The sequence below is a fragment of the Micromonospora sp. A202 genome (assembly GCF_006715105.1).
Taxonomy (GTDB): Bacteria; Actinomycetota; Actinomycetes; order Mycobacteriales; family Micromonosporaceae; genus Micromonospora; species Micromonospora zamorensis.
The window spans coordinates 5254765-5278558 of record NZ_VFMP01000001.1; the positions used below are offsets into that span (position 1 = coordinate 5254765).

The window sequence follows — 23794 nt, forward strand, 5'->3', positions numbered from 1 at the left end:
CGCATGAGTTGATCCACGCGGGATCAGCGATATCGCGCTGTCGGACAGCTGTTCATACCGCGATATCAGCAACCCGGAGTCGATCAGCACCTCCCCGCCGTCGGCTCAGGGTCGCCGGCCCACTGGGACACCTCTCCGGGCCACACCCAGTCCGTGGCTGGTCCGAACCGCCGCGAGGTCGCCATCGGTGTCGGTACGCAGCACCCGGACGCCGCCCCTGCTCAATCGCGCGAGCAGCCCAGGGCTCGGATGTCCGTAGGTGTTGCCGGTGCCGACCGGCACCAGCGCGACGGAGGGCCGCACCGCGTCGAGGAAACCGACGTCCTGGTACGCCGAACCGTGGTGGGCGACCTTCAACACGTCCGCCCGCAACTGACCGGGGGCGGCCCGCGCCACCATCGCGTGCTGCTCCTCGGTCTCCGCGTCTCCGGGGAGCAGGATCCGCACCCCGGCCACCGTGGCAAGCAGCACCAACGAGTTGTTGTTCGGATCGGACCTCGTGCCGGCCAGCGGGTACGGCGGGCCGAGCACCAGCAGGTCGACGTCCCCGATCGGATGGCGGGCCCCGGACACCGTGGTGAACGACGCGGCCCGTCCGGCAGTCGCCGCCGCCCGAACCACGTCCCGACCGCTGTCCGGGTCAGTCGAGGACGGCACCAGCACGGCGTCGACTCGCCGCCCCCGGAACACCCCGGCCACTCCACCCACGTGATCGGCGTGGAAGTGGCTGATCACCAGCAGCGGCACCTCCCGTACGCCGAGCCGGCGCAGGCAACCGTCCACCGCCCCGGGTTCCGGACCGGCGTCCACCACCACCGCCCGACCGGGGGCGACTGGCAACACCACGGCGTCGCCCTGACCGACGGCGCAGACCACCACCACCCAACCCGGCGGCGGCCAGCCTGCGAACACCAGCCGCACCGGAAGCGCACCGAGCACCGAGGCGACGCCGACGACCGCCACGAGTCGCCGTACGAGTGGCCGGCGCACCGCGATCAGCAGCGCGACGGTCAGCGCGGTCAACAGCAGGGCGCCCGGCACCCCGCCCGGCCACGGCAGGGTGCCACCCGGCAAGCGGGCACCCTGGTGGGCGATGACCACCAGCCACCAGGCCGGCCAGCTCGCCAGCCAGGCGAGGAACTCGGCGCCGCCCGGCCAGATCGGCGACATCATGGCCGCCAGCACGCCCAGCACGGTCGCCGGCGCGATGGCTGGCACCGCCAGCAGGTTGGCCGGCACCGCCACCAGGCTGACCGTGCCGGAGATGCCGGCGACGACCGGCCCGCAGGCCAGCTGCGCCGCCGCCGGCACGGCCAGCGCCTCCGCCAGGCCGGGCGGCACACCTCGCCGCCGCAGCCCGTCCCGCCAGCGCGGCGCGAGCAACAACAGGCCACCGGTAGCCAGCACGGAGAGCGCGAAACCGGGATCACCGGCCAGCTCCGGGTCCACCAGGACCAGCACGGTGACGGCGGCGGCCAACGCGGGCAGCGCGGCACGAGGACGACCGGCAGCCAGCGCTGCCAGCCCGATCGCCCCCATCGTGGCGGCCCGTACGACGCTCGGTGACGGCCGGACCAGGATGACGAAGCCCACCAGCGCCACCCCGCAGAGCCCGGCGGCGAGCCACGGGCCGGCCCGCGCCCACCGGGCCAGCAGCAGCACCGCGCCTACGACAATTGCCACGTTGCTTCCCGAAACGGCGTTGAGGTGTGTCATCCCAGTGGCGCGGAAGTCCTCCTCGACGGCAGGTGGCAGTCGGCTGGTGTCCCCCACCACGAGACCCGGCAGCAGCCCACCCGGATCGTCGGGCAGCGGTGCACAGGCTCGCTGCAGGCCGGCGCGCAGCGTCCCGGCGGCGCGCTGCGCCCAGGACGACGCACCGTGCCGCTCCGGAGGGCCGTCGGTGCTGAGCACCGCCGCGGTGAGGTCACCACCGCGCGGAACGCCGAGCCGGCCGTCGGCGGTGAGCCGTTGCCCGGGCAGCAGGCCCCGCCAGGCCGGGTCGGTCGTCAGGACGAGCAGCTGCACCGACGCGTCTATGCGTCGGCCGTCCGGGCCGGTGAGCCGGATCAGTTCCGTCGACACCAGCAGCATGCCGGGCCGACCGGCGCTGCGGATCGGACGCGGATCGTCCCGGACCACCAGGTCGGCGGTGACCGAAGCGCGCTGTTCGGCCAGGGCACGGATCGGCGGTGCGTCGCGGACGGCGAGCCGGGCTGCGGTGGCCGCTCCTGCGCAGACCACGCCGAGGCCGACCGCGACGGCGATCCAGCCGTAGCGGCGGACAGCGGCCCGGGGATGGCCGAGGCCACCGAGCAGGTGCAGGGCGCCCGCCGTCGTCACGCCGGCCGCCGCCACGGTGACCGCCAGAAGTGGGCCGGCGCCGAGGTGCAGGCCGGCGAGCGCGGTGAGCCAGGCGGCCACCGCCAACCCGGCCAGCCGCAGGTCCGGCGGGGAGGTCTCGGCTGGCACGACACCGACACCGTCCGACGGCCTCGAGGCACCGCCGCTCACACCGTCACCAGGTCCTTGAGCTGCTCATACCGCGCATCGCCGATCCCGTCGACCTGGCGCAGGTCGCCGACGGCCTTGAACCCACCGTGCTGGTCCCGATGGGTGAGGATCCGCTGGGCGAGGACAGGCCCGACCCCGGGCAGCGCGTCGAGCTGGGCCAACGTGGCGGTGTTCAGGTTCAACGGCCCGACGGCGGGCCCGGCGGCACCGCCGGGTGGCCCGGCCGCACCATCCGGCACCGGCGGTGGTGTCACCCCGACCACGATCAGCTCACCGTCTGTGACCTTGCGGGCAGGGTTGAGCAATGCCACGTCGACACCGGGCAGCGCGCCGCCAGCCGCCTGCACCGCGTCGGCGAGCCGGGACCCGGCCGGCAACCGCACCAGCCCCGGCTTGCGAACCTTCCCCGCGACCGCCACCACCAGCTCGCCGGAGCCGGACGCGCTGGGATCGTCCGGCGGTGCGGCAGACGCGGCCACACTGACCAGCGGTGCGACCGGTTCCGACTGCGGGCGTGACCGCCAGGCCCAGCCGGCCGCGCCCAACACCACCACGACGGCGACGACCGCCAGCGCCCGCACGCCGCGCCGCCCGGGGTCGAACGCCCCGGGCCCGGGCAGCCGCGGCCCAGGCTGGACCGCAGGGCCGGCCGGTGCCGGCTCCGCCAGCGGCGCAGCGGGCAGGAGTGGCAGCCCGCCAACCGGGGGTACGCCCGCGAGTGGTGCGCCGACCAGGGGCGACGGCGCGCCAAACTGGGCTACGTCCCCGCGCGGCGTCTCAGACCCGGGCAGCGGTGCGAGAACCGCCTCCGTCAGCCGGCGCAGGCGTTGGCGTACCTCTGTCTCCTCGTCGTGCGACACGATGCGACGCTAAGGCGACGACCGCCGCAGCGGGGCGGCTGGCCTACGCCCTGTGGACAAGCGGTGCCAGTGTGGACAACGCCCTGATCATGCCTCAATCTGCTATGGGCACGCGGCACGGACCAGTTCCACCGCACGAATTCGCCCGCCTGAGGAATTGACTGAGCGCGTCGCAATCGCGGTCGTACGGCATGCCGGGTGACCGTCCGGCCGCGTACGTGTGTCTGACCAGGGAGCATCGGCGTGAGCAGTGATTTCGCGTTCTGGAAGGTCAGCGTGGGCGACCCCGGTGAGGTCTACGACGGCCTGGCCGACGGGGAGACCGACGCCCTCGAACCGCACCCCGACCTCACCCGCTTCCGCAGCGAGTTGTTGTCGCGCTGGCCCGATCTGGTGGACGTCCTCGAACCGGACGAATACGACCTTGCCGATGCGCCCGATGATGCCGCAAAGTACGTGCTGCTCACGCTTCCGGTGGGCATGCTCAGCCACCTCGATGGCATCTACGAACTGGCTCGGCAGCACGGGTTATGCGGCTACAGCGGCGTAGCCGGCGAAGCGTTCTAGCGGGGCGTCGTCGTAGGGAAGGTGGCGCCGGCTCGGGTGGACAGACCACCAGAGCCGACACCCGTCCTCGACGCCGCTCGCTACACGTACGGCCGGGTGATGATCTCGATGGCGTGGCCCGCCGGGTCCATGAAGTAGAAGCCCCGCCCACCGTGCTCGGTGTTGGTCTCGCCCTCCCGCTTCAGCTGCGGGTCGGCCCAGTACGTGATGCCCCGCCCCTGGACGAACGCCAGGCACCGGGCGAACAACTCGTCGTCGACGAGAAACGCGTAGTGCTGCATCTGGATGTCCACCGGCGGCTCGGCGAACTGGAGCAGCACACCCTCGTCCAGTAGGACGTTGACGAACGGCCCCCACGACGGCGCCTCCGGCAGCTCGAACAACTCCCGGTAGAACGCGGCCGAAGCCTGCTTGTCCTTCGTGGCGATGATGGTGTGGTTGAACGTGACTGTCATGCGTACCGTCTTCTTCCCGGTTGATCCGAAGACCCGACCGGAAGCCCACAGCGCTCAGCCAGCCACACCGATGACGACGCCCCGAGGGCACCGACGCCCCGGATCCCGCACGAGAGACGCGTGTATCGCGTCGATCTCGGCGTGGTGGCTGAAGTAGCCAGAACCTCCGGGGGGTAGGCCCATCTGGGGCGCGCAACCAGGCTACCCGACGGGTACGCCGTCAGCGGGCCTCCGGGTCGAGGCCGAGCACGGCCCGTCCCCCGTCCACCGGCAGGACCACCCCGTTGACGCAGCTCGCCGCGGGGGACAGCAGGTACGCGACGGCCTCGGCCACCTCGTCGACCCGCCCGATGCGCCCCACCGGGTGCAGCCGGGTCAGCTCGGCGTCGATCCACTGGGCCTGGGAGGGTTCCTGCGCGGCCAGGAAGTCGGCGTGCCGCTCGGTGGCGATCGAACCGAGCGCGACCGCGTTGGCACGAATTCCGTGCCTCCCGTACTCGACGGCCAGCGCCCGGGTCAGCCCCTCCACCGCGGCCTTCGCCGTCGCGTACGGCAAGGCACCTGACACCGGCCGGCGGGCCTGGTGCGACGAGACGTTGACGATCGCGCCGCCGGCGGCCCGGGCCAGGAACCGGCGTACGGCCACCGCGGCGCCCACCACTGCCGGGCGTAGGTTCAGCTCGATCAGTTCCAGCACCGTGTCGGCGGAGGCGGAGTGCAGGGCGGCGTCGCGGAAGACCGCCGCGTTGTTCACCCAGCCGGACAGGGGCGCGGCGCGTTCGGCCAGCTCGGCGGCGTGCTCGGCCACCTGCTCGTCGGCGGCGTCGCCGATCACGGCGACGAGCCGGTCGGCCGCCGGGTGCCCGGTCAGCCAGTCGACCGCGTCCGCGTCGCGCTCCAGCATGACGACCGTGACACCGGTCGCCACCAGGCGCTCCACCACGGCCCGGCCAACACCACGGCCACCGCCGGTGACCACACAGGACGTCGCCATCGGCTCAGCCGGCCGGCCTGCGGTGGACGACCACGCTGGCCAGACCTGGGCCCGCGTGCGCGGCGACGACCGCACCCGCCTCGGAGACGTACGTGTCGTGCAGCCGGTCACCGAACCGTCCGGTCAGCGCGGCGAGCAACGCCTCGGCTCGCTGCGGCGCGGCCAGATGATGCACACCGATATCCACATCGTCGTTCCCGGCCGCCTCGACGGCCAGATCCACGAGACGGGCCACTCCACGGCTGGCGGTGCGGACCTTCTCCCGCAGCACGATCGCCCCGTCCGGCATGTGCATGATCGGCTTGACGGACAGGGCGGTCCCCAGCAGCGCCTCGGCGGCGTTGATCCGGCCGCCTCGGCGAAGGAACTCCAGCGTGTCAACGTAGAACCAGACGGTCGTGCGGGCGACGGCGGCGAGCGCCGCGTCGCGTACCCCGGTCAGGTCGGCGCCCGCCTGGGCGGCGGTGGCTGCCGCGATGGCCGGGAAGCCGAGCCCCATGCCCGTGGAGCGACTGTCCACGACCTCGACGCGGCCGTCGAACTCGGCGGCGGCGAGCCGGGCCGCCTCCACCGTGCCGGACAGTGCGGCGGAGATGTGCACCGAGACGACGCCGTCGGCACCGTCGTCGAGCAGTCGGCGGTACGTGCGGGCGAACTGCTCGGGTGCCGGCCGGGAGGTGGTCGCGGTGACCCGCCGGGCGCTCAGCGCCAGGGTGGCGTCGGCCGGCTGGGTCTCCACCCCCTCCAGCCCTTCCGCGCCGTTGAGCACGACGGTCAACGGAACGACGGTCAGCCGGTGCGCCTGCTTCAGCTCGGGCGGAAGGTAGGCGGTGGAGTCGATGACAACCGCGACGGGCATGCCCGGCACGCTAGCCGATCGAGAGGTCGAACGACGAGGCGGAAGCGTTCAGATCGCGTCGACGACGACCGGGGCGGTGACCAGGCCGACGTTGTGCGCCCGCAACTGCCAGCCCCGGACGTCCTGCGGACGCCCGACAGCCGGCGCACGGTCGTCGTGCCGCAGTTCGCTCCAGTGGCAGTTGGCCAGGGAGCCGATGGTGCGCAGCACGCTGGTGTCCCAACCGAGCAGGTGGCCGATGCCCTGCCGGGAGCCACCACCGTGGGTGGCGATCACCACGGTGCCGCCCGGTGCCGCGTCGGCCGCTTCCTGCAACGCGGCGCCGACCCGCTCGCCGAGGCCGTGCAGAGGCTCCAGGTCCGCACCCGGATCGGGGTCACCGGCCCGCCAGCGCGCGTACTCCTCCGGGAAGCGCTCGGCGACCTCGGTGAGGTGCAGACCCTGCCACTGACCGAAGTGCCGCTCGCGCAGCCGGGCATCAGAGCGCACCGGAAGCCCCGTCAGCGCGGCGAGCGCGCCAGCGGTCTCCGCGGCGCGGCTCAGGTCGCTGGACACGATCGCGTCGGGCCGCAGCGCCGCGAGCAGCGGGGCGGCGGCGCGCGCCTGGTCGCGGCCCAGCTCATTCAGGGGTACGTCGGTCTGCCCCTGCACGCGGTTGGCAGCGTTCCAGTCGGTGTTGCCGTGCCGCCAGACGATCAGCCGGGTCATTCTGCTGCGGCGGACCCGCTGGCGTCGGCCTCGACCAGGTCGCGGTCGACGAACGGGATGGTGGGGCAGTCCTTCCAGAGCCGGTCGAGCGCGTAGAACTCGCGCTCCTCGGTGTGCTGGACGTGCACCACGATGTCGACGTAGTCGAGCAGCACCCAACGGCCGCCACGCTCGCCCTCGCGCCGCACCGGCTTCGCCTTCTCCGGCAGCTCCAGCAGGCTCGCCTCGATGGCGTCGACGATGGCCAGCACCTGACGCTCGTTGGGGGCGGCGGCGAGCACGAACGCGTCGGTGATGGCGAGCTGGTCGCCGACGTCGATGATCGTGATGTCCTGCGCCTTCTTGTCGGCAGCGGCCTGGGCAGCCGCGATAGCCAGCTCGTGAGCGCGTTCGGAAACTGTCACCGTTCTCCTTAGATCAAGCGTGCGATCCTCCAAGCGTCTCATACCCGGCGACACCCCGACCGGTCAGTTCTGGTCGGTTAAGCGCACAGACCGGTCCATACCGGGCGTGATCAGGCCTGATAGAGGCGCCGCTTGGCGATGTACTGCACCACACCGTCGGGCACCAGATACCAGACCGGCTCACCACGGGCGACCCGAGCGCGGCAGTCGGTCGACGAGATGGACATCGCGGGCACCTGGATCAGGCTGACGGTGTCGGCCGGAAGGTGCTTGTCGGTCAACTGGAAGCCGGGCCGGGTCACCCCGACGAAGTGGGCCAGTTCGAAGATCTCGTCCAGGTCCTTCCACGACAGGATGCGCTGCAACGCGTCCGCGCCGGTGATGAAGAACAGCTGCACCTTGGGGCCGTACTCGGCCTGAAGATCACGCAGGGTGTCGACCGTGTACGTGGGACCACTGCGGTCGATGTCGACCCGGCTGACCTGGAAGCGGGGGTTGGAGGCGGTGGCGATGACCGTCATCAGGTACCGGTCCTCGGCCGGGCTGACCGGCTCGTCAGCCTTCTGCCACGGCTGACCGGTGGGGACGAAAACCACCTCGTCAAGACCAAACCGGTCCGCCACCTCACTGGCCGCGACGAGGTGCCCGTGGTGGATCGGGTCGAAGGTGCCACCCATGATCCCGATCCGCCGGATGTCTTCCTCCACCCCGTGATCGTAGGCCGGACGTCGTGGGGCGCCGTTGGGGCCCGGCATCGGGCGCACGTCAGCCCACCGGATGGCAGTCTGCCGGGCAGACGACTCGGCTCGGCGGCGTGATGGTGGTCACCTCGCGGGGTAACACGGGGGTCGCGTGAAGGGTCGCCGCATTGAGGGCGTCGCGTGAGGGGTCGCCGCGTGGGGGTCGCGGGCGAAGCCAGCGCGGGCATATACTCGTCTACGAGTAATCGTCAGCGAGCAGAGGAGACGTCGTGCAGAAGCGGCGCAAGGTCGGCAACCTGCTGGCGCTGGCCGTGCTGTCTGCCCTGGTCCAGCGGCCGATGCACCCGTACGAGATCGCCACCGCACTGCGTGCCTGGGGCAAGGACCAGGACATGGAGTTCAAGTGGGGGTCCTTCTACACGGTGATCCGCAACATGGACAAACACCGCATGATCGAAGCGGTGGAGAGCGTCCGCGAGGGTCGGCGCCCGGAACGCACCGTCTACCGCATCACGGATGCGGGGCGGGCGGAGCTGGTCGACTGGGCCCGCGAGCTGGTCTCCACGCCGATGCCCGAGCATCCCCGCTTCCGAGCCGGCCTGTCCGTTCTCGCCGCCCTGCATCCCGACGAGGCTGCCGCCCTGCTGCGGCAACGGCTCGACCTGCTGGAGGACACGATCCGCCAGGACCGGGAAGCGCTCGACGCGCACCTGCGGGAGGTTCCGCGGCTGTTCCTGGTGGAGTCGGAGTACGACCTCGCCATGCGCGGCGCGGAGGCCTCCTGGCTGCGCGGGCTGCTCGCGGAGCTGACCTCGGGCAGCTACCCGGGGCTGGACACCTGGCGGGCCTTCCACGAGACCGGCGAGATGCCCGCGGAGCTGACCGAACTGTCTGAGAGAACCACCACCGCGAAAGCCACCGCCGAACGCGCCGACACCACACAGAAAGCCAGCACCCCGACAACCAGCAGCCGGGCAGCCGACTGAAGAACGGCTCCGGCGGGGTGCGCCAACACCCCGCCGGAGCCCTTACCCCGAACCGATGCCTGGGAAGGCGCCCGGCCCGAAGCGGCAACCAAGGATAACCGGGCTCCCTCCCAGGTCGGTCGCACGCGACCACACACCTCAGGGAGAAGAGCATGACCACGGTACGAACCGCGATCGTCATCGGCGGCGGCATCGCCGGACCGGTGACGGCACTCGCACTGCGCCGCGCCGGCATCACGGCGACCGTCCACGAGGCGTACCCGGCCACCGCCAGCGGAGTCGGCGGCATCGGCGGCACCCTAGCGCTCGCGCCCAACGGCGTGGCGGCCCTACGTACGGTCGGCGCGGACCAGGTGGTGACGGCGGCCGCCACCCCGATCACGCGCAGCGTGATGGCGGTCGGCCGACGCCGTATCGACCTGCCCACGCTGAGCGGAGTGCCACCGCTGCGCGTGGTGCACCGCGCCGAGCTGCATCGGGCCCTGCACGACCAGGCGGTCGCCGAGGGGGTCGGTTTCGCGTACGGCAAGCGGCTGGTCGACGCCGAGCAGTCGGAGAGCGGCGTGACCGCCCGCTTTGAGGACGGCAGCACCGCCACCGCCGACGTCCTGATCGGTGCCGACGGCATCCGGTCGACCGTTCGCGGCCTGATCGACCCGGCCGCGCCCGGCCCCCGGTTCACCGGCCTGCTCGGTTTCGAGGCGGTGGCCCGGCACGAGGTGGATGCGGAGCCGGGCACTATGACGTTCGCGTTCGGGCGCCGCGGCTACTACCTCTACTGGTCGGAGCCGGGCGGTGGCACCCGGTGGGGGGCCAACCTGCCGTACCAGCGGCCGATGAGCCTGGTCGAGGCCCGCACGGTGCCGTCGACGCAGTGGCTGGCCACGCTGCGCGACACCTACGGCGACGACGGCCCGGGCCGGGAGCTGATGGCGACCAGCACGGCGGACGAGCTCCAGGTGGTCGGGGCGTTGCAGATCATGCCGCCGGTGCCGCACTGGCACCGGGGTCGGATGGTGCTGGTCGGCGATGCGGCGCACGCACCGTCGAACAGCTCCGGGCAGGGCGCGTCACTGGCCATCGAGAGCGCGGTGCAGCTCGCCCGTTGTCTGCGTGACCTACCGGACGTGGCGTCGGCGTTCGCCGCGTTCGACCGGCTCCGCCGCTCCCGGGTGGAGAAGGTCGCCGCCCGCGCGGCGCGGATCAACCACACCAAGGCGCCGGGGCCTGTCGGCCGGACGCTGATGCCGTTGCTGATGCCCCTGCTGGTGCGCACCGCGATGGACCCGGAGAAGACGATCGCCCACGAGCAGCGGTACGTCATCGACTGGGACGCGCCGGTCACGGCGGAGCCCGCGCTGCGCTGAGCTACGGGCGCGGGAGCACTTCCTGATCGAGTCGGGGTCCGGGAATCGGGGGTTCGCCCGTCCCGGACCCCGCGCCCAACCAGCCCTATGCGGACGCGGCGGCCACCGCCGTTCGGGCGACCAGCGCGCGGCGCAGGTCGTCGTCGGCGTCGGTCACCACCCGGCGTAGGCCGGGGGTCAGGTCGTCGCTGGCCAGCAGCGCCGCGGCCGCTTCCCGGGTCGGCTGCGCCACGGCATAGCGGGGGAACGCAAGGGTCGCGACCCGGTCGGCCGTCCAGGGGGTACGCCGACGCGCGGCGGCCGGCATGTCCGCGAAGTACCGATCGATGTACGCGGCGGTCAGCTCGGCCTGTTCGGGTTGCCAGAACCCTTCGGCGGTCGCCTCCAACGGCCGGCTGGACAGCTCGGTGTCCCGCACGATGATCTCCCAGGCTGCCTGCTTCGCGGCCGGGTCGGGCAGGGCGGCCCGGCAGCGGGCGGCCCGTTCCGCCCCCGTGGAGCTGTTGTCGGCGGCTGCCTCGATGGCGATCTCCGCCTCGCCGGCGGCGCCGAGCACCACCAGCCGGCGCAGCACCGCCCAGCGCAGCTCCGCGTCGACCTTCAGACCGGACGGCACGTCCCGACCGGCGAGCCAGCCGACGAGCAGGTCCGCGTCGGTGGTCGCGGCGATCCAGCCGCGGGCTGCGGCGAGTTGCAGCGACTCCCCCGCCTGCGCACCGTCGAGCAGCCGCTGGCACGCCCCGGCGACCCGGGCCAGCACCGTGGACCGGGCCAGTGGGTCGAGATAGCGGTCGATCAGCGACCGGCTGAGGGTCAGCACGTCCTCCGCGATGATCACCTCGGTTTCGGCCGGCAGCGCGGCGACCATCAGCTCGACGAGGCCGGTGACCGGCCGCTCCCCGTCGGTCGCCGCGTCCAGCGCCTCGCTCCAGAGCACCGCCCTCGCAAGTGGGTCGGTCAGCCCGGGCAGCACCAGCGGAACGGCGTCCGCCGACGCCGGGTCGAGGCGCACCTTGGCGAAGCTGAGGTCACCGTCGTTGAGCAGGAGCAGCCGGGCCGCTGGGGCGCCGGTCAGCTCACCCAGCACCGTGCGACCACCGTCGGCGGCGGGGTCGATGTCCACCTCGTCGCGCTCGACGGTGCCGTCCATCGAGTAGCGGCCCACGCCGATGCGGTGCGGGCGCAGCACCTGGTGTGGCGCGGACGCGGTCTGCACCACGGCCACCTCGGCGTAGTGGCCGTCGGCATCTACGGCGACCTCGGCGCGCAGGGTGTTGACCTGTGGCCGGCGCAGCCACAGCTCGGCCCAACCGGACAGGTCCCGCCCGCTGGCGGTGGAGAGGCTGGCCAGCAGGTCGTCGAGGGTGGCGTTGCCGAAGCGGTGCGCCGCGAAGTGCGCGTTCAGGCCGGCGAGGAACGCCTCGTCACCGAGCCACGCGACCAGTTGCCGGAGCACGCTGGCGCCCTTGGCGTACGAGATGCCGTCGAAGTTGAGCAGGCCCTCGTCGGTGTCGGCCACCTCGTCCGGGGCGACCGGGTGGGTGGAGGGGCGCTGGTCGGCGGCGTAACCCCAGGCCTTGCGGCGCATGGCGAAGGTGGTCCACGCCTGGTCGAAGCGGGTCGCCTCGGCGGTGACCCGGGTGCCCAGGTATTCCGCGAAGGACTCGTTCAACCACAGGTCGTCCCACCAGCGCATGGTGACCAGGTCACCGAACCACATGTGCGCCATCTCGTGCGCGATGGTCGTGGCCCGCAGCTCGCGCTGGCTGTCGGTGACTGCCGAGCGGAACACGTAGTCGTCGCGGAAGGTGACGATGCCCGGGTTTTCCATCGCGCCGGCGTTGAACTCGGGCACGAACGCCTGGTCGTACTTGCCGAACGGGTAGCGCTCGGTGAAGAGCTGGTGGAACCGGTCCAGGCACTGCCGGGTGACGGTGAAGATCTCCTCGGCGTCCGCGTCCAGGTGCTCGGCGAGCGACCGGCGGCAGTAGATGCCCAGCGGCACGCCGTCGTGCTCGGCCCGCCGGACGTGGTACGGACCGGCGATCAGCGAGAAGAAGTATGTGGCCAGCGGCGCGGTCGGTGCGAACTCCCAACGACCGGGCGCGGGATTGGCGGCCACCTCGGCGTTGCCGGACACCGTCCATTCCGGCGGAGCGGTCACCGAGAGGGTGAACGGTGCCTTGAGGTCGGGCTGGTCGAACGCGGCGAAGATGCGCTGCACGTTGTCGAGGAAGGACATCGCGTAGAGGTAGGTCTCGCCGTCGGCCGGGTCGACGAAGCGGTGCATCCCCTCGCCCGTCCTGGAATACGCCATCTCCGCCTCGACGACCAGCGTGTTGTCCGCGAGCAGGTCGTCGAGCGGCAGCCGGTTGTCGGTGAGCAGACCGGGGTCGAGGTCGCGGTCGTTGAGGCGTACGCCGAGCAGTTTTGCAGGCTTGACCTCGGCGAAGGTCGCGGTGCCTGCGGTCGCCCGGAACCGGATCTCGACGCGGGAGCGGAACAGCTCGGTGCCACCGGTCAGGTCGAGGTCCACCTGATAGGACTCGACAGTAATCGCCGCGCCACGCGCGGTCGCCTCTACACGGGTCAGGCTCGGCATCCGCTTATCCTGCCCGATGGGGATCGGCACCCGGTCACCACACGACCCTCGGCACTGGAGGAAAGAACAATGGCGCAGCACCCCAAGGGCGACTTCGACCTCTCTCGGGCGGTCTGGCAGCGGGCCGAAGGGGACACCTCCGACAGCGCCGTAGAGGTCGCCTTCGTCGACGATCTGATCGGGATGCGCAACTCGGCCGAGCCGGACGGGCCGGTGCTGGTCTTCACGCAGGCCGAGTGGGACGCGTTCGTGGCCGGCGCGCAGGACGGCGAGTTTGACCTGGACTGATCGTGCCCAACGGCGGGCGGTGGCCGTCGACCCGGGACCGGCGACCCCGGGTTGGCGGTCAGTCACGGGCGGGGCCGTCGCCGTCGCCCCAGCCGAGACCGCCGGGGCCCGGGGCGTGGTGGAAGCCGGGGTGATCGGCCACGTCGACGCAGCGCTCGCCGTCCGGGCCGAGCGCACCGCAGAACAGCCGCTCGGCCCGCTGCCAGGCATCGGCCGGTGACAGGGCCGCCGCCCCGAGCGCCACCTCCGGGCGGAGCAGGTTGAGCGCCTCCGCGTATGCCACGGCCAGCTCGCGTGCCTCGACCACGCTGGGGGCGGTGAAGCCCAGGTGCACGGTGAAGAAGCGGTGTGGCCGGGTGGGCCGCCGGGGCGGCCCGATGAGTGGCCGCGCGTCGCGGCCTCCGCCCAGTGCCCCGACAGTTCGTCGCTGCCGCCAGTGCGGTGATGTGTTGTCGCGCATCCGCCCTCCCCGTGGTTGCCCCACCAGCAGCAAACCAGGTTCCGCTGCCCCTGGGAGGGGCCAGCCGGCGTGCCGTCGGCGCGGGGATTCAGCGGCCGTCACGGGGGTAGACGCAGCCGGCCGGTGGCGACCCGGCCACACCCGCGCGTGAGGAGACCCGATGGCCACCATGCCGGCCGACCGCAGCCCGGACAGCACCCTCGCGTTGCTCCGCGCCGGCTACCGGTTCATCGGCGAACGCTGCGAGCGGTACGGCAGCGACGTCTTCCAGACCCGGATCCTGCTCGCCCCGACCATCTGCCTGCGCGGCCGGCCGGCGGCGGTGCTGTTCTACGACAACGACCGCTTCCAGCGCGCGACCGCCATGCCGCTGCGGGTACAGCGGACCCTCACCGGTCGGCGTGGCGTGCAGGGGCTGGACGGGCCGGAGCACGCCGACCGCAAGGCCATGTTCATGTCGATCATGACGCCGACCGCCATCCGGCGACTCGGCCAACTCTTCGACGACGAGTGGCAGGCGCGGATCCCCGCCTGGGAGGCCGCCGGGCCGCTGCCGCTCTACGACGAGCTCGGCCGGTTGCTGACCCGGGTGGTCTGCGCCTGGGCGGGGGTGCCGCTGCCCACGTCCCAGGTCGAACGACGCGCCGTCGAGCTGCACTCGATGATCGAGGCTCCGGCGGCGGTCGGCCCCCGGCACTGGCGGGGACGGCTCGCCCGTCGTCGCACCGAACGCTGGCTCGGCGACCTCATCGAGCGGACCCGGATCGGTCTCTTTCCGGCGCCGCCCGGCAGCGCCCTGGCCGTGATCGCCGAACACCGCGACCGGCAGGGCCGGCTGCTCCCCCGCCGGGTCGCGGCTGTGGAACTGCTCAACGTGCTGCGGCCGGTGGTCGCCGTGGACCAGTACATCGCGTTCGCCGCGCTCGCCCTGCACGACCATCCGGGCTGGCGGGAACGGGTCCGCGGCGACGGCGAGGCCACCGAGAACTTCGTCCAGGAAGTACGCCGCTACTACCCGTTCTTCCCAATGGCGGCAGCCCGGGTCCGGCATTCCTTCGACTGGCAGGGCCACCACTTTCCCCAGGGGCGACGGGTCCTGCTCGACCTGTACGGCACCAACCACCACCCGGCCCTCTGGCCGGAACCGGAGCTGTTCCGGCCGGAGCGGTTCGCCAACCGACGCGTGGACCCGTTCGAGCTGATCCCGCAGGGCGGCGGTGACCACTGGGCCGGGCACCGTTGCGCAGGCGAGTGGATCACCATCGACCTGATGAAGCGGGCGGTCACCAACCTGACCAGCACCATGCGCTACGACGTGCCCGTCCAGGACCTGGCCCTGGACCTGCACCGGATGCCGGCGCTGCCGCCCCTCGGCCTGACCCTCACCAACATCCGTCGCACCGCCTGACGCTCAGCACCGCCTGGCCCCGCCTCGCCGGTCGTTCGGGGTGACCGGCGAGGCGGCGCGCCCAGCGGGTCAGGGGTGCAGCACGCTGCGGAGACAGCCGTCCTGCTTCTTCTCGAACAGCTCGTAGCCGTGTGCGCCCTCTTCCAGGGAGATCGGGTGGGTGGCCAGGTAGCCGGGGTCGATCTCGCCGGCCGCGAGTCGGTCGAGCAGCATCGGGATGTAGCGCTGCGCGTGCATCTGCCCCATCCGCAGCACCAGGGCCTTGTTCATGGCCGCGCCGAGCGGGAACTTGTCCACCAGACCGGCGTACACCCCGACGATGCTCACCGTGCCACCCTTACGGCAGGCCATGATCGCCTGGCGTACGGAGGTCGGCCGGTCGGTCTGCAACCGAGCCGCCTGCTTCGTCCGGTCGTACGCGTAGGTCGGTCCGACGTCGTGTGACTCCATGCCGACGGCCTCGATGCAGGCGTCCGGCCCACGGCCGGCGGTCAGCTCCCGTAGCGCCTCCAGCACGTCCGTCTCCGCGTAGTTGATCGTCTCGACGCCGACCCGCTCGGCCGCCGTGGCGAGCCGGTCCGGGAACCGGTCGATCATGATGACCCGCTCGGCGCCGAGGAGTTGCGCCGACCGGGCCGCCATCTGCCCGACGCCGCCGGCGCCCCAGACGGCGACCACCTCGCCACCGGTGAGCCCACAGAAGTCCGCTGCCATCCACCCGGTGGGCATCGCGTCGGAGGCGAACACCACCGAGTCGTCCGGCACCCCGTCAGGCACCTTGAACGCACCCACGTCACCGAACGGCACCCGGATGTACTCGGCGTGCGATCCCGAGTAGCCGCCGGCGGCGTGCGAGTAGCCGAGGATGCCGGCCGGTGAGTGCCCCCACAGCTTCTCGGTGAACACCGGCTGGGGGTTGGAGTTGTCGCAGAGCGAGTACTGCTCGGTGCGGCAGTACCAGCAGCCACCGCAGGCGACCACCGACCCGACCACCACGCGGTCACCAACCTTGTGCTGTCGTACGCCGGGCCCGGTCTCCACCACCTCGCCCATGAACTCGTGGCCGAGGATGTCGCCCTCCCGCATCGCCGGCAGGTACCCGTTGATCAGGTGCAGGTCGGAGCCGCAGACACTGCTGGCCCGGACGCGGACGATGATGTCCCCCTCGGCGCGGATTCTGGGCTCCGGCACGTCCCGCACCGCCAGCTTGCCGACGCCTTCCCAACACAGTGCCCTCACGCCCGGCCTCCCGTCATCAGCTTCTCCCGGACCTTGTCGGTCGCCTTCTCCTGCCTCGGGCTCCGGCCGGACGGGTCGTCGCGGGTGTCCATCACCTGGCCACACTCGATCAGCGACTTCACCCGCCGCAGGGCGTCCCGCAGCGCCAGATCGGGGTCGTCCCCACCGATCAGGCCCAACACCCGGCGCACCGGGCCCGAGCGGTACCGCAGCTCGGCGCGGATCTCGGTGCCCCGGCCCTGGGGTGCGTCGGCCAGCTCGATCCGCCCCTCCTGCGGCACCGGCCCGTCCTCGACCCGCCACCGCAGCGTGCCGGGCCCGTCGACGGTGATCTCCGCCCGCCACTCGGTGTCGCCGCCGGCCCGGTCGCGAGCCACGCACCGCCAGCGCCGGTCGTCGAGCTGCTCCAGGGTGGCCCACCCGGCCAGCGCGCGGTCCAGCCGGTCCCGGTCGGTCCAGAAGCCGATCACCTCATCCCGGGGCCGGTCCACGGTCACCCCGCGCCGTACCACGTACCAGCCGTCCTGCCGCTCCGGCTGATGCCGGTGCCGACGGCGAGCCACCGCCCGGCCCACACCGACCGCCGTGACCGCGGTGACGCCGACCACCGCCCATCTCGTTCCGTTGTTGGTCATCTCGCCTCCTCCGCCCGGACGTCCGGGCATGGACAGCTCTATCCGGCAGCGCTACCCGGCGTCGGGCGGTCGAAACAACACGTCCGTTTGATCAGCGGGATTGCGGGCACGTGCTGCTCAGCCACCGGTTCACCGCTGTCCTGCCGAGGAGCCCGTCGATGTCCCTGTTCAGCCCAGCTGGTGACGCCCGGCCCGCCGCGCGCGGGTGGGGTGTCGAAGACGACCGCGCCGGCACGGCGCCGGTCCGACTGCCGATGACGTACGTGCTGCCGCTGCGCTGGCACGCCGACACCGGCCTGGCCGAGCTGACCGGTTACCTGCGGTGGCTGGCCGACCGGGTGGACGTGATCGTGGTCGACGGCTCCGCACCGGACCTGTTCGCACGGCACGCCGACGCCTGGCGGGGGCTGGTGCGGCACCTCCCGCCCGACGCCACCGCTCGCGGGCTCAACGGCAAGGTGCTCGGCGTACGCACCGGCGTGCGCGCGGCAGGCCACGAGCACGTGGTGATCGCCGACGACGACGTCCGGTACGACGAGGCCGGGCTGACCGCCGTGCACCGGCTGCTGGACCGAGTCGACCTGGTGCGACCGCAGAACTACTTCGACCCGCTGCCCTGGCACGCTTGGTGGGACACCGGTCGGACGCTGCTCAACAGGGCGCTCGGCGCGGACTACCCGGGGACCCTGGCGGTGCGTCGCAGCACCTTCCTCGCCATGGGCGGCTACGACCCGGACGTGCTCTTCGAGAACCTGGAGCTGATCCGCACCCTGCGCGCGAACGACGGCACCGAGGCGGCTCCGGCCTGGCTCTACGTACGCCGGCTGCCTCCGGACGCCCCGCACTTCCGCGGGCAACGGGTCCGTCAGGCGTACGACGATCTGGCCCAGCCAGCCCGCCTGCTGACCTCGCTCGCGGTCCTGCCGGCGCTGGCCGCGGCGGTCGCGGCCCGGCGGCCCGCGCTGGTGCTCGGCGCGGCGGCCGGCACCGTGGCCCTCGCCGAGCTGGGTCGCCGTCGCGCCGGCGGCACCGCGGTCTTCCCTGCGGCGACGGCGCTGGCGGCTCCGGTCTGGCTGCTGGAGCGCGGCGTATGCGGCTGGCTCGCGGTCGGCCAGCGGTTCCTCTTTGGCGGTGTCCGCTACGGCGACACCCGAATCCGCCGGGCCGCCCACCCGACCCGCGCCCTGCGACGCCGCCGCCACTGACGGCACCCCGCAACGCGACAGCTCGCGGTCACCGAGGTGGCCGCGAGCTGTCGGGATTGGCGTGGGTCAGGAGTTGACCTGGTGCCGGGCCTGCTGGGCCTGGTCCTTGACGTCCTGCGCGGCCGACTTCGAGTCGTCCTTGACCGCGTGCACGGCGTCCTGAGCGGTGGACTTCACCGACTGGGCAGCCTGCTGGGCCGGCTCGCGCAGCTCTTCCTTGAGCTCGCTGGCCACCGCGCCAAGCTTCTCGGTCACCGCACCGCTGTGCTCGCTGACCCGCTCCTTGAGCTGGGTCGCGGCCTGCTGCTCACGGCGGGAGGCCGGGATCAGCGACGAGGCCAGCCAGCCGACCCCGAACGCGATCAGACCGGCGGCGAGGGGGTTGCCCTGGGACTTCTGCCGGATCACCCGCGGAGCGCTGTGGGCGGCATCGCTGACAGTGGTCGCCGCCGACTGCGCGGCGTCGCTGACGCTGGAGGCCGCCGACGAGGCGCGGTCACCCACCGAGTGGGCGGCCTGGCCGGTGCCGTGGCCGAGGTCAGACGCGGTTCCCATGACCTTGTCCCTCACATTCTGCAGAGCGGAACGGGCCCGCTGCTTACGGTCGTCGACGATGCGGCTTGGGCTGACCTTGTACGCCAGCGCGTCCACGTCGGAGCTGAGGCTGTTACGGGTGGCTTCGATCTCGCGGCGGATCTGATCGGGATCGGTGCTCATCGGGTGACTCCCTCCGGGTGCGGCTTGAGCGCGTCGGGGATCCGCTGCACGCTGTCGTTGGTCTGCTTGAGCCCGCGCACGTGCTGGGCGTTCTGCTTCGCCTTGGAGTAGAGGACGGCGGCGACCACGGCCCAGATCACGGCCACGATCAGCGCAGCCAGACCGGAGTCCATGACGTTGTCAAGGAACTGCCACACGGCGATGGACACGAAGAGCGCCACCATGTAGCCGCCGAAGCCGGCACCGCCGAAGAGCCCGGCGGTCTTGCCGGCCTTCTTGCCCTCCTGGCGGATCTCGGCCTTGGCCAGCTCGACCTCCTGACGCATCAGCGTCGACAGGTCGGTGGTGACCTGACGCATCAGGTCCCCCAGCGAGCTGCCCTTCACCTCCGCCGCGGTGTGCGGGGCACCCTCGTCGAGGTGGTATCCGGAGCCCAGTCCGGACCCCTGCGTCGGCATGCTCATGCCGTCGCCTCCCTTCGGATGACTCGGCGGGTCACGGGCGCGGGCTGCCGCTGGACGGCACGCCCGGCAGCGGGTCGGTCTGGGTCACGGGCGGCAGCGGCTGCCCGGTGCCGGTCGGCTCGGTGTAGCCACCGGGAGCCGGCGCGGTGTAACCGCCGGGGGTCGGCTCGGTGTAACCGCCGGGGGTCGGCTCGGTGTACGTGCCGGGGGTCGGGTCGACGTAACCGCCCGCCGGGGTGGCGTCCGGCGCCGCGCGGGGTGCCGGCGGCGGCGTCGGGATCACGGCGGTCTGCTCCGGGTCGTACGCACCGGCGCCCCGGTAGGCCGAGGATCCGTTGCCGGAGTCGTCGCCAGCGGAGGAGATGCTGCGGGTCAGCCGGCCGGCCAACACGCCGAGAACCGCCGCGCCGACCAGGAAGGTGCCCGGGTTGCGCCGCGCGTAGTCGCGTACCTCGGTGATCAGGTCGCCGGGCTCGCGCTCCTCGAGCCAGCCGGCGACGCCGTGCACCCGGTCGGCGGCCTGGCGGGCAATCTCGGTCACCGGGCCGGCCTGGCCACCCTGCTCGGCCATCGAGCGCATCTCGTCGGCCAGCGAACGCAGCCCACCGGCGGCCCGGCGCTGCTGCTCACCGGTCTGGCTGGCGAGCTGGGTGCGAGCCTCGCCGTACAGGTTGCGGGCCTGCCGGGCCGCCTCGCGGCCAACCTCGGTGCCCTGCTCCTTGGCGGTCTGGGCGACCGCGCCGCCAGCCTGCGCGGCCTCGGAACCGACCTGGCGCGCCTGGTCGCGAACGCCACCGCCGTTCGTCGACTCCTGCCCGTACGTGGAAGACGTGGGTGAAAGATCGTAAGACATGATTTCCCTTCCGCTCGGAAAGTCGTCGCGGTTGTGCTGGGGGGATGCGCTACGTTGCCGCAGCCGCTGACCATTCACCTACCCTCCGTTTCGGCTTCCATACCTCTTCGTGCATTTCTCTGCGGGACCTGCCGCTCCAACTTCAAAATGGAGGATCGTCGGGCTGCGTCACGTCGCCGCTGCGGACAGTGAGGTTCGCGAGTGCTGGCAGATCCATGGAGGGGGCAGCGATGGCACGAGACGCGCGAGGTGGCCGACGGGCCGGCCCCCGACCCCGGGTCCAGCTGGCCGCGTTGGCCGTCGCCGGGGTCTTCCTGCTGATCGGCGTGCTCGGCTTCATCCCCGGCATCACCACCGACTACGGCGAGCTGAGATTCGCCGGACACCACTCGGACGCCCGGCTGCTGGGGCTGTTCCAGGTGTCGATCCTGCACAACGCGGTGCACCTGCTCTTCGGGCTGGTCGGCCTGGTGATGGCCCGCAGCATCGCCGGCGCCCGCGTGTTCCTGGCCGCCGGCGGCGCGATCTACCTCGCCCTCTGGCTGTACGGCCTGGGGATCGAGGCGGTCAACCCGGAGGGCGGGGCGAACATCCTGCCGGTGAACGACGCCGACAACTGGCTGCACCTCGCGCTCGGCTTCGGGATGCTCGCGCTCGGGCTGCTGCTGTCGAACCAGGCGGGCACCGGCGGGCGCCTCGACAATCCCGCCGAACGGCACTGACCTGGAGCTTTGGTGGTTTCGCCGCCACGCCGGCAGGGGTAATCGACCGCCGAAGGAGGTACGTCATGCCTCGTTGGCTACGCAACAACGGCCTGGCCGTCGCCATGCTGGGGGCCTTCCTGGTCTTCCTCGTTCTGCAAAGTGTCTTCGGCTGGCAGACCCACAATGAGGAGCTGACCGAGTTCGGTGCCGCGCCGCTGAGCTGGCCGGCGTACCTGACCAGCGGGCACTTCATCGAGTCGGTCTTCGAGAACTGGGAGTCGGAGTTCCTCCAGATGGGCGGGTACGTGCTGCTCACCGCGCACCTGGTGCAGCGGGGGTCGGCCGAGTCGAAGCCGGTGGACCAGACCGACCGGCCGGAGGACGACGAGCGCCGGGCCACCCCGCAGTCGCCCTGGCCGGTGCGTGTCGGCGGTCTGCCGCTGGTGATCTACCGCAACAGCCTCTCCCTCGCGCTGCTGCTGATCTTCGCCGGTTCGTTCGTCGGTCACCTGTTCGGGGGCACCGCCGCGTACAACCAGGAGCAGGCGCTACAGAGCGGCGCACCGCCGATCGGGGTGTGGGAGTTCCTCGGCACCAGCGACTTCTGGTTCCAGTCGATGCAGAACTGGCAGAGCGAGTTCCTCGCGGTCGGTGCGCTGATCCTGCTGAGCATCGTCCTGCGCCAGCACGCCTCACCCGAGTCGAAGCCGGTGACCGTCGAGCACGCCAGCACCGGCGCCTGACCGGCGACGCGACGCCTCAGGCCGCGACCGGCAGCCGCTTGGCGAAACAGACGCTGTACGGATTGCTCACGTACTCGCCGTAGACCGGGATCTGCTCGTAGCCACACGAGGTGTACAGCGCGATCGCCGTCGGCAGGTAGGTGCCGGTCTCCAGGCAGACCACCGAGTGCCCCTGTCGGAAAGCGCACTCCTCCAGCGCGGCCACCAACTGGCGGGCGATGCCCCGCCCCCGGTACGCGGGCCGCACGTACATCCGCTTGATCTCGCCGGTCTCGGCATCGAGCGACTGGAGCCCTCCGCAGGCGACCGCCCGATCGTTGACCACCACGGCCAGGTAGCGGACGTCGTCGTGCGGCACGAAGACCTGCCCGTCCAACCCGCCATCGGCCTCGCGCAGCTCACGCTGCTGCGCGACGACGAGGGCGGCGATCTCCGGATCGGTGACAGGCCGGGACTCGATCAGCATCACCCCACGCTAGAACGGGTGGATTTCGCGGAGGTTTCCGGAAATCAACCCGGTCACAGAGCGCAACGAACTACTCGGCGTCGTCCTCGTCGTCGATGTCGTCGAGGTCGTCGGACGCGTCCGCGCCCACCTCGTCGGCCGACCGCACCCGGCGGGCCTTACGGGCGGCGAGCCGGTCCGCCGCCGAGGCCCGGTTCGACTTCTCCTCCAGGCGGACGTCGGTGCCCCGGTTACCGGGTACGAAGTCCACGCCGGCGAACAGCGTCGGCTGCCAGTCGAACTCGCGCGCCCCGATCCGGACCAGGTCACCGGGCTGCGCGCCGGCCTTGGCCAGCTTGTCCTCCACCCCGAGCCGGGCCAGCCGGTCGGCCAGGTAGCCGACCGCCTCGTCGTTGTCGAAGTTGGTCTGCTTGACCCAGCGCTCCGGCCGGACACCGCGCACGGTGAACGAGCCGTCCGCCTCGGCCGTGATGGTGAAGCCGTCGTCGTCCACGGCCATCGGACGGATCACGATCCGGGTCGGCTCGGCGGGCGGTGCGGCCTTGCGCTCGGCCTCGACCAGGTCGGCCATCGCGTAGGTCAGCTCCTTGAGCCCCTCCCGGGTGGCCGCGGACACCTCGAACACCCGGTAGCCGCGCTCCTCCAGGTCGGGGCGCACGATCTCGGCGAGGTCCCGGCCGTCCGGCACGTCGACCTTGTTCACAGCCACGAGTCGCGGGCGGTCGGTGAGCCCGCCGTACTGGCTCAGCTCCGCCTCGATGGCGTCGATGTCGGCGACCGGGTCACGCCCGGGCTCCAGGGTCGCCGAGTCGATGACGTGCACCAGCACCGCGCAGCGCTCGATGTGCCGCAGGAACTCCAGGCCCAGGCCCTTGCCGGTCGCCGCACCCGGGATCAGACCCGGGACGTCAGCGACGGTGAAGGTGTGGTTGTCCATCCGGACCACACCGAGGTTGGGCACCAGGGTGGTGAACGGGTAGTCGGCGATCTTGGGCTTGGCCGCGGAGATCACCGAGATCAGCGACGACTTGCCGGCCGACGGGAAACCCACCAGGCCCACGTCGGCGACGCTCTTGAGCTCCAGCACGATGTCCAGCTGGTCGCCGGGCTCGCCCAGCTCGGCGAAGCCCGGAGCCTTGCGCTTGGCGTTGGCCAGCGAGGCGTTGCCCCGCCCGCCGCGCCCACCGCGGGCCACCTCGAAGGTGGTGCCGGCGCCGACCATGTCGGCCAGCACGGTGCCGTCGGTGGTCTGCACCACGGTGCCGTTGGGCACCTTGAGCACCAGGTTGTGACCGTTGGCCCCGTCCCGGTTCGACCCGGCGCCGCCCTTGCCGTTGTCGGCCTTGACGTGCGGGTGGAAGTGGAAGTCGAGCAGCGTGGTCACCTGCGGGTCGACCACCAGCGACACGCTGCCGCCGTGCCCGCCGTTGCCGCCGTCCGGCCCACCGAAGGGCTTGAACTTCTCGCGGTGGATCGAGGCACAACCGTGCCCGCCATCGCCGGCCTGCAGATGCAGAACGACCCGGTCAACGAACGTTGCCACGGCGTTAATCCTTCCAGCGAGGTCCAACCCCGCACTTCGAAAAAAGCCAAAC

Annotated in this window: 25 protein-coding genes; 8 read left to right on the forward strand and 17 right to left on the reverse strand. The window is 72.0% G+C overall.

The annotated features are described in order from the left end of the window. Positions 1 to 105 precede the first annotated feature (105 nt). Together FBZ33_RS24195 and FBZ33_RS24200 are read right to left on the reverse strand one after the other, a co-directional pair. Positions 106 to 2514 carry a ComEC/Rec2 family competence protein gene (locus FBZ33_RS24195; protein ID WP_141910787.1) on the reverse strand — a complete coding sequence of 803 codons (2409 nt, stop codon included), beginning with the start codon at positions 2512 to 2514 and terminating at the stop codon, positions 106 to 108. Next, on the reverse strand, positions 2511 to 3374 hold the full coding sequence (locus FBZ33_RS24200) for a ComEA family DNA-binding protein (RefSeq protein ID WP_141910788.1): 864 nt from the start codon (positions 3372 to 3374) through the stop codon (positions 2511 to 2513). The genes FBZ33_RS24195 and FBZ33_RS24200 overlap by 4 nt, the downstream gene beginning before the upstream one ends. A 243-nt stretch (positions 3375 to 3617) precedes the next feature. Between FBZ33_RS24200 and FBZ33_RS24205 the strand changes: the two genes are divergently transcribed. After that, positions 3618 to 3941: a hypothetical protein gene (locus FBZ33_RS24205; RefSeq protein ID WP_141910789.1), complete on the forward strand. Its 324-nt coding sequence runs from the start codon at positions 3618 to 3620 to the stop codon at positions 3939 to 3941. Between the two features lie 80 nt (positions 3942 to 4021). Here FBZ33_RS24205 and FBZ33_RS24210 read toward each other — a convergent pair whose 3' ends face one another. The 6 genes from FBZ33_RS24210 to nadD form a co-directional block, all read right to left on the reverse strand. After that, a complete protein-coding gene (locus FBZ33_RS24210; RefSeq protein WP_141910790.1) occupies positions 4022 to 4396 on the reverse strand; it encodes a VOC family protein in 375 nt (124 codons plus the stop codon). A gap of 220 nt (positions 4397 to 4616) precedes the next feature. Next, positions 4617 to 5390, reverse strand: a complete 774-nt coding sequence (locus FBZ33_RS24215) for an SDR family NAD(P)-dependent oxidoreductase (protein ID WP_141910791.1) — start codon at positions 5388 to 5390, stop codon at positions 4617 to 4619. 4 nt (positions 5391 to 5394) lie between these two features. Then, entirely contained in the window at positions 5395 to 6249 is an 855-nt protein-coding gene (locus FBZ33_RS24220; RefSeq protein WP_141910792.1) for a DegV family protein, read from the reverse strand. Between the two features lie 48 nt (positions 6250 to 6297). Further along, complete coding sequence (locus FBZ33_RS24225; protein ID WP_141910793.1) at positions 6298 to 6957, reverse strand: histidine phosphatase family protein; 660 nt, start codon at positions 6955 to 6957, stop codon at positions 6298 to 6300. Next, positions 6954 to 7361 (reverse strand): ribosome silencing factor, encoded by a 408-nt coding sequence (gene rsfS, locus FBZ33_RS24230; RefSeq protein ID WP_088949720.1) that lies wholly within the window; start codon positions 7359 to 7361, stop codon positions 6954 to 6956. Before rsfS ends, FBZ33_RS24225 begins: the two co-directional genes overlap by 4 nt. Positions 7362 to 7471: 110 nt before the next feature. Next, a complete protein-coding gene (nadD, locus tag FBZ33_RS24235) occupies positions 7472 to 8068 on the reverse strand; it encodes a nicotinate-nucleotide adenylyltransferase (protein ID WP_141910794.1) in 597 nt (198 codons plus the stop codon). A gap of 263 nt (positions 8069 to 8331) precedes the next feature. Between nadD and FBZ33_RS24240 the strand changes: the two genes are divergently transcribed. Further along, positions 8332 to 9048: a PadR family transcriptional regulator gene (locus FBZ33_RS24240; protein WP_141910795.1), complete on the forward strand. Its 717-nt coding sequence runs from the start codon at positions 8332 to 8334 to the stop codon at positions 9046 to 9048. Positions 9049 to 9200: 152 nt separating this feature from the next. Beyond that, on the forward strand, positions 9201 to 10415 hold the full coding sequence (locus FBZ33_RS24245; RefSeq protein ID WP_141910796.1) for an FAD-dependent monooxygenase: 1215 nt from the start codon (positions 9201 to 9203) through the stop codon (positions 10413 to 10415). An 85-nt stretch (positions 10416 to 10500) separates the two neighbouring features. On the opposite strand, the gene pepN is transcribed toward FBZ33_RS24245, so the two are convergent. Then, positions 10501 to 13017, reverse strand: a complete 2517-nt coding sequence (gene pepN, locus FBZ33_RS24250) for an aminopeptidase N (protein ID WP_141910797.1) — start codon at positions 13015 to 13017, stop codon at positions 10501 to 10503. A gap of 69 nt (positions 13018 to 13086) precedes the next feature. On the opposite strand from pepN, the gene FBZ33_RS24255 reads away from it, so the two are divergent. After that, positions 13087 to 13305, forward strand: coding sequence for a DUF397 domain-containing protein (locus tag FBZ33_RS24255; RefSeq protein WP_030336536.1), 219 nt, complete (start codon positions 13087 to 13089; stop codon positions 13303 to 13305). 58 nt (positions 13306 to 13363) lie between these two features. On the opposite strand, the gene FBZ33_RS24260 is transcribed toward FBZ33_RS24255, so the two are convergent. After that, positions 13364 to 13765 carry a hypothetical protein gene (locus FBZ33_RS24260; protein WP_141910798.1) on the reverse strand — a complete coding sequence of 134 codons (402 nt, stop codon included), beginning with the start codon at positions 13763 to 13765 and terminating at the stop codon, positions 13364 to 13366. A gap of 160 nt (positions 13766 to 13925) precedes the next feature. Between FBZ33_RS24260 and FBZ33_RS24265 the strand changes: the two genes are divergently transcribed. Next, the gene (locus tag FBZ33_RS24265) at positions 13926 to 15173 is read left to right on the forward strand and encodes a cytochrome P450 (RefSeq protein WP_141910799.1); all 1248 of its coding nucleotides are present in this window, start codon (positions 13926 to 13928) and stop codon (positions 15171 to 15173) included. Positions 15174 to 15242: 69 nt separating this feature from the next. Here FBZ33_RS24265 and FBZ33_RS24270 read toward each other — a convergent pair whose 3' ends face one another. Together FBZ33_RS24270 and FBZ33_RS24275 are read right to left on the reverse strand one after the other, a co-directional pair. Continuing rightward, positions 15243 to 16412, reverse strand: a complete 1170-nt coding sequence (locus FBZ33_RS24270) for a zinc-dependent alcohol dehydrogenase (RefSeq protein WP_141910800.1) — start codon at positions 16410 to 16412, stop codon at positions 15243 to 15245. Further along, the gene (locus FBZ33_RS24275; protein ID WP_141910801.1) at positions 16409 to 17047 is read right to left on the reverse strand and encodes a cyclase; all 639 of its coding nucleotides are present in this window, start codon (positions 17045 to 17047) and stop codon (positions 16409 to 16411) included. Before FBZ33_RS24275 ends, FBZ33_RS24270 begins: the two co-directional genes overlap by 4 nt. Positions 17048 to 17205: 158 nt before the next feature. Here FBZ33_RS24275 and FBZ33_RS24280 point away from each other — a divergent pair, with 158 nt between their 5' ends. After that, a complete protein-coding gene (locus tag FBZ33_RS24280; RefSeq protein WP_221629506.1) occupies positions 17206 to 18252 on the forward strand; it encodes a glycosyltransferase family 2 protein in 1047 nt (348 codons plus the stop codon). Between the two features lie 66 nt (positions 18253 to 18318). Here FBZ33_RS24280 and FBZ33_RS24285 read toward each other — a convergent pair whose 3' ends face one another. The 3 genes from FBZ33_RS24285 to FBZ33_RS24295 are packed head-to-tail and all read right to left on the reverse strand — an operon-like array spanning position 18319 to position 20286. Next, positions 18319 to 18969 carry a DUF3618 domain-containing protein gene (locus FBZ33_RS24285; RefSeq protein ID WP_141910802.1) on the reverse strand — a complete coding sequence of 217 codons (651 nt, stop codon included), beginning with the start codon at positions 18967 to 18969 and terminating at the stop codon, positions 18319 to 18321. Further along, complete coding sequence (locus FBZ33_RS24290) at positions 18966 to 19433, reverse strand: phage holin family protein (RefSeq protein ID WP_141910803.1); 468 nt, start codon at positions 19431 to 19433, stop codon at positions 18966 to 18968. Before FBZ33_RS24290 ends, FBZ33_RS24285 begins: the two co-directional genes overlap by 4 nt. A gap of 31 nt (positions 19434 to 19464) precedes the next feature. Continuing rightward, on the reverse strand, positions 19465 to 20286 hold the full coding sequence (locus tag FBZ33_RS24295; protein ID WP_141910804.1) for a hypothetical protein: 822 nt from the start codon (positions 20284 to 20286) through the stop codon (positions 19465 to 19467). Between the two features lie 230 nt (positions 20287 to 20516). Here FBZ33_RS24295 and FBZ33_RS24300 point away from each other — a divergent pair, with 230 nt between their 5' ends. Both FBZ33_RS24300 and FBZ33_RS24305 read left to right on the forward strand, forming a co-directional pair. Then, on the forward strand, positions 20517 to 21008 hold the full coding sequence (locus tag FBZ33_RS24300; RefSeq protein WP_088949730.1) for a DUF4383 domain-containing protein: 492 nt from the start codon (positions 20517 to 20519) through the stop codon (positions 21006 to 21008). A 65-nt stretch (positions 21009 to 21073) separates the two neighbouring features. Further along, a complete protein-coding gene (locus FBZ33_RS24305; protein WP_141910805.1) occupies positions 21074 to 21733 on the forward strand; it encodes a DUF6766 family protein in 660 nt (219 codons plus the stop codon). A gap of 16 nt (positions 21734 to 21749) precedes the next feature. Here FBZ33_RS24305 and FBZ33_RS24310 read toward each other — a convergent pair whose 3' ends face one another. Both FBZ33_RS24310 and obgE read right to left on the reverse strand, forming a co-directional pair. Further along, positions 21750 to 22199 (reverse strand): GNAT family N-acetyltransferase, encoded by a 450-nt coding sequence (locus FBZ33_RS24310; protein WP_141910806.1) that lies wholly within the window; start codon positions 22197 to 22199, stop codon positions 21750 to 21752. A 70-nt stretch (positions 22200 to 22269) separates the two neighbouring features. Next, on the reverse strand, positions 22270 to 23742 hold the full coding sequence (gene obgE, locus FBZ33_RS24315) for a GTPase ObgE (protein ID WP_088949732.1): 1473 nt from the start codon (positions 23740 to 23742) through the stop codon (positions 22270 to 22272). Positions 23743 to 23794: the final 52 nt, after the last annotated feature.

What these genes read in the sequence shown, in the direction of transcription:
- FBZ33_RS24210 (WP_141910790.1), bottom strand. Translation starts at nt 4,396, where the DNA reads ATGACAGTCACGTTCAACCACACCATCATCGCCACGAAGGACAAGCAG.
- FBZ33_RS24215 (WP_141910791.1), bottom strand. Translation starts at nt 5,390, where the DNA reads ATGGCGACGTCCTGTGTGGTCACCGGCGGTGGCCGTGGTGTTGGCCGG.
- FBZ33_RS24220 (WP_141910792.1), bottom strand. Translation starts at nt 6,249, where the DNA reads ATGCCCGTCGCGGTTGTCATCGACTCCACCGCCTACCTTCCGCCCGAG.
- FBZ33_RS24225 (WP_141910793.1), bottom strand. Translation starts at nt 6,957, where the DNA reads ATGACCCGGCTGATCGTCTGGCGGCACGGCAACACCGACTGGAACGCT.
- FBZ33_RS24245 (WP_141910796.1), top strand. Translation starts at nt 9,201, where the DNA reads ATGACCACGGTACGAACCGCGATCGTCATCGGCGGCGGCATCGCCGGA.
- pepN (WP_141910797.1), bottom strand. Translation starts at nt 13,017, where the DNA reads ATGCCGAGCCTGACCCGTGTAGAGGCGACCGCGCGTGGCGCGGCGATT.
- FBZ33_RS24255 (WP_030336536.1), top strand. Translation starts at nt 13,087, where the DNA reads ATGGCGCAGCACCCCAAGGGCGACTTCGACCTCTCTCGGGCGGTCTGG.
- FBZ33_RS24260 (WP_141910798.1), bottom strand. Translation starts at nt 13,765, where the DNA reads ATGCGCGACAACACATCACCGCACTGGCGGCAGCGACGAACTGTCGGG.
- FBZ33_RS24265 (WP_141910799.1), top strand. Translation starts at nt 13,926, where the DNA reads ATGGCCACCATGCCGGCCGACCGCAGCCCGGACAGCACCCTCGCGTTG.
- FBZ33_RS24275 (WP_141910801.1), bottom strand. Translation starts at nt 17,047, where the DNA reads ATGACCAACAACGGAACGAGATGGGCGGTGGTCGGCGTCACCGCGGTC.
- FBZ33_RS24280 (WP_221629506.1), top strand. Translation starts at nt 17,206, where the DNA reads ATGTCCCTGTTCAGCCCAGCTGGTGACGCCCGGCCCGCCGCGCGCGGG.
- FBZ33_RS24285 (WP_141910802.1), bottom strand. Translation starts at nt 18,969, where the DNA reads ATGAGCACCGATCCCGATCAGATCCGCCGCGAGATCGAAGCCACCCGT.
- FBZ33_RS24290 (WP_141910803.1), bottom strand. Translation starts at nt 19,433, where the DNA reads ATGAGCATGCCGACGCAGGGGTCCGGACTGGGCTCCGGATACCACCTC.
- FBZ33_RS24295 (WP_141910804.1), bottom strand. Translation starts at nt 20,286, where the DNA reads ATGTCTTACGATCTTTCACCCACGTCTTCCACGTACGGGCAGGAGTCG.
- FBZ33_RS24300 (WP_088949730.1), top strand. Translation starts at nt 20,517, where the DNA reads ATGGCACGAGACGCGCGAGGTGGCCGACGGGCCGGCCCCCGACCCCGG.
- FBZ33_RS24305 (WP_141910805.1), top strand. Translation starts at nt 21,074, where the DNA reads ATGCCTCGTTGGCTACGCAACAACGGCCTGGCCGTCGCCATGCTGGGG.
- FBZ33_RS24310 (WP_141910806.1), bottom strand. Translation starts at nt 22,199, where the DNA reads ATGCTGATCGAGTCCCGGCCTGTCACCGATCCGGAGATCGCCGCCCTC.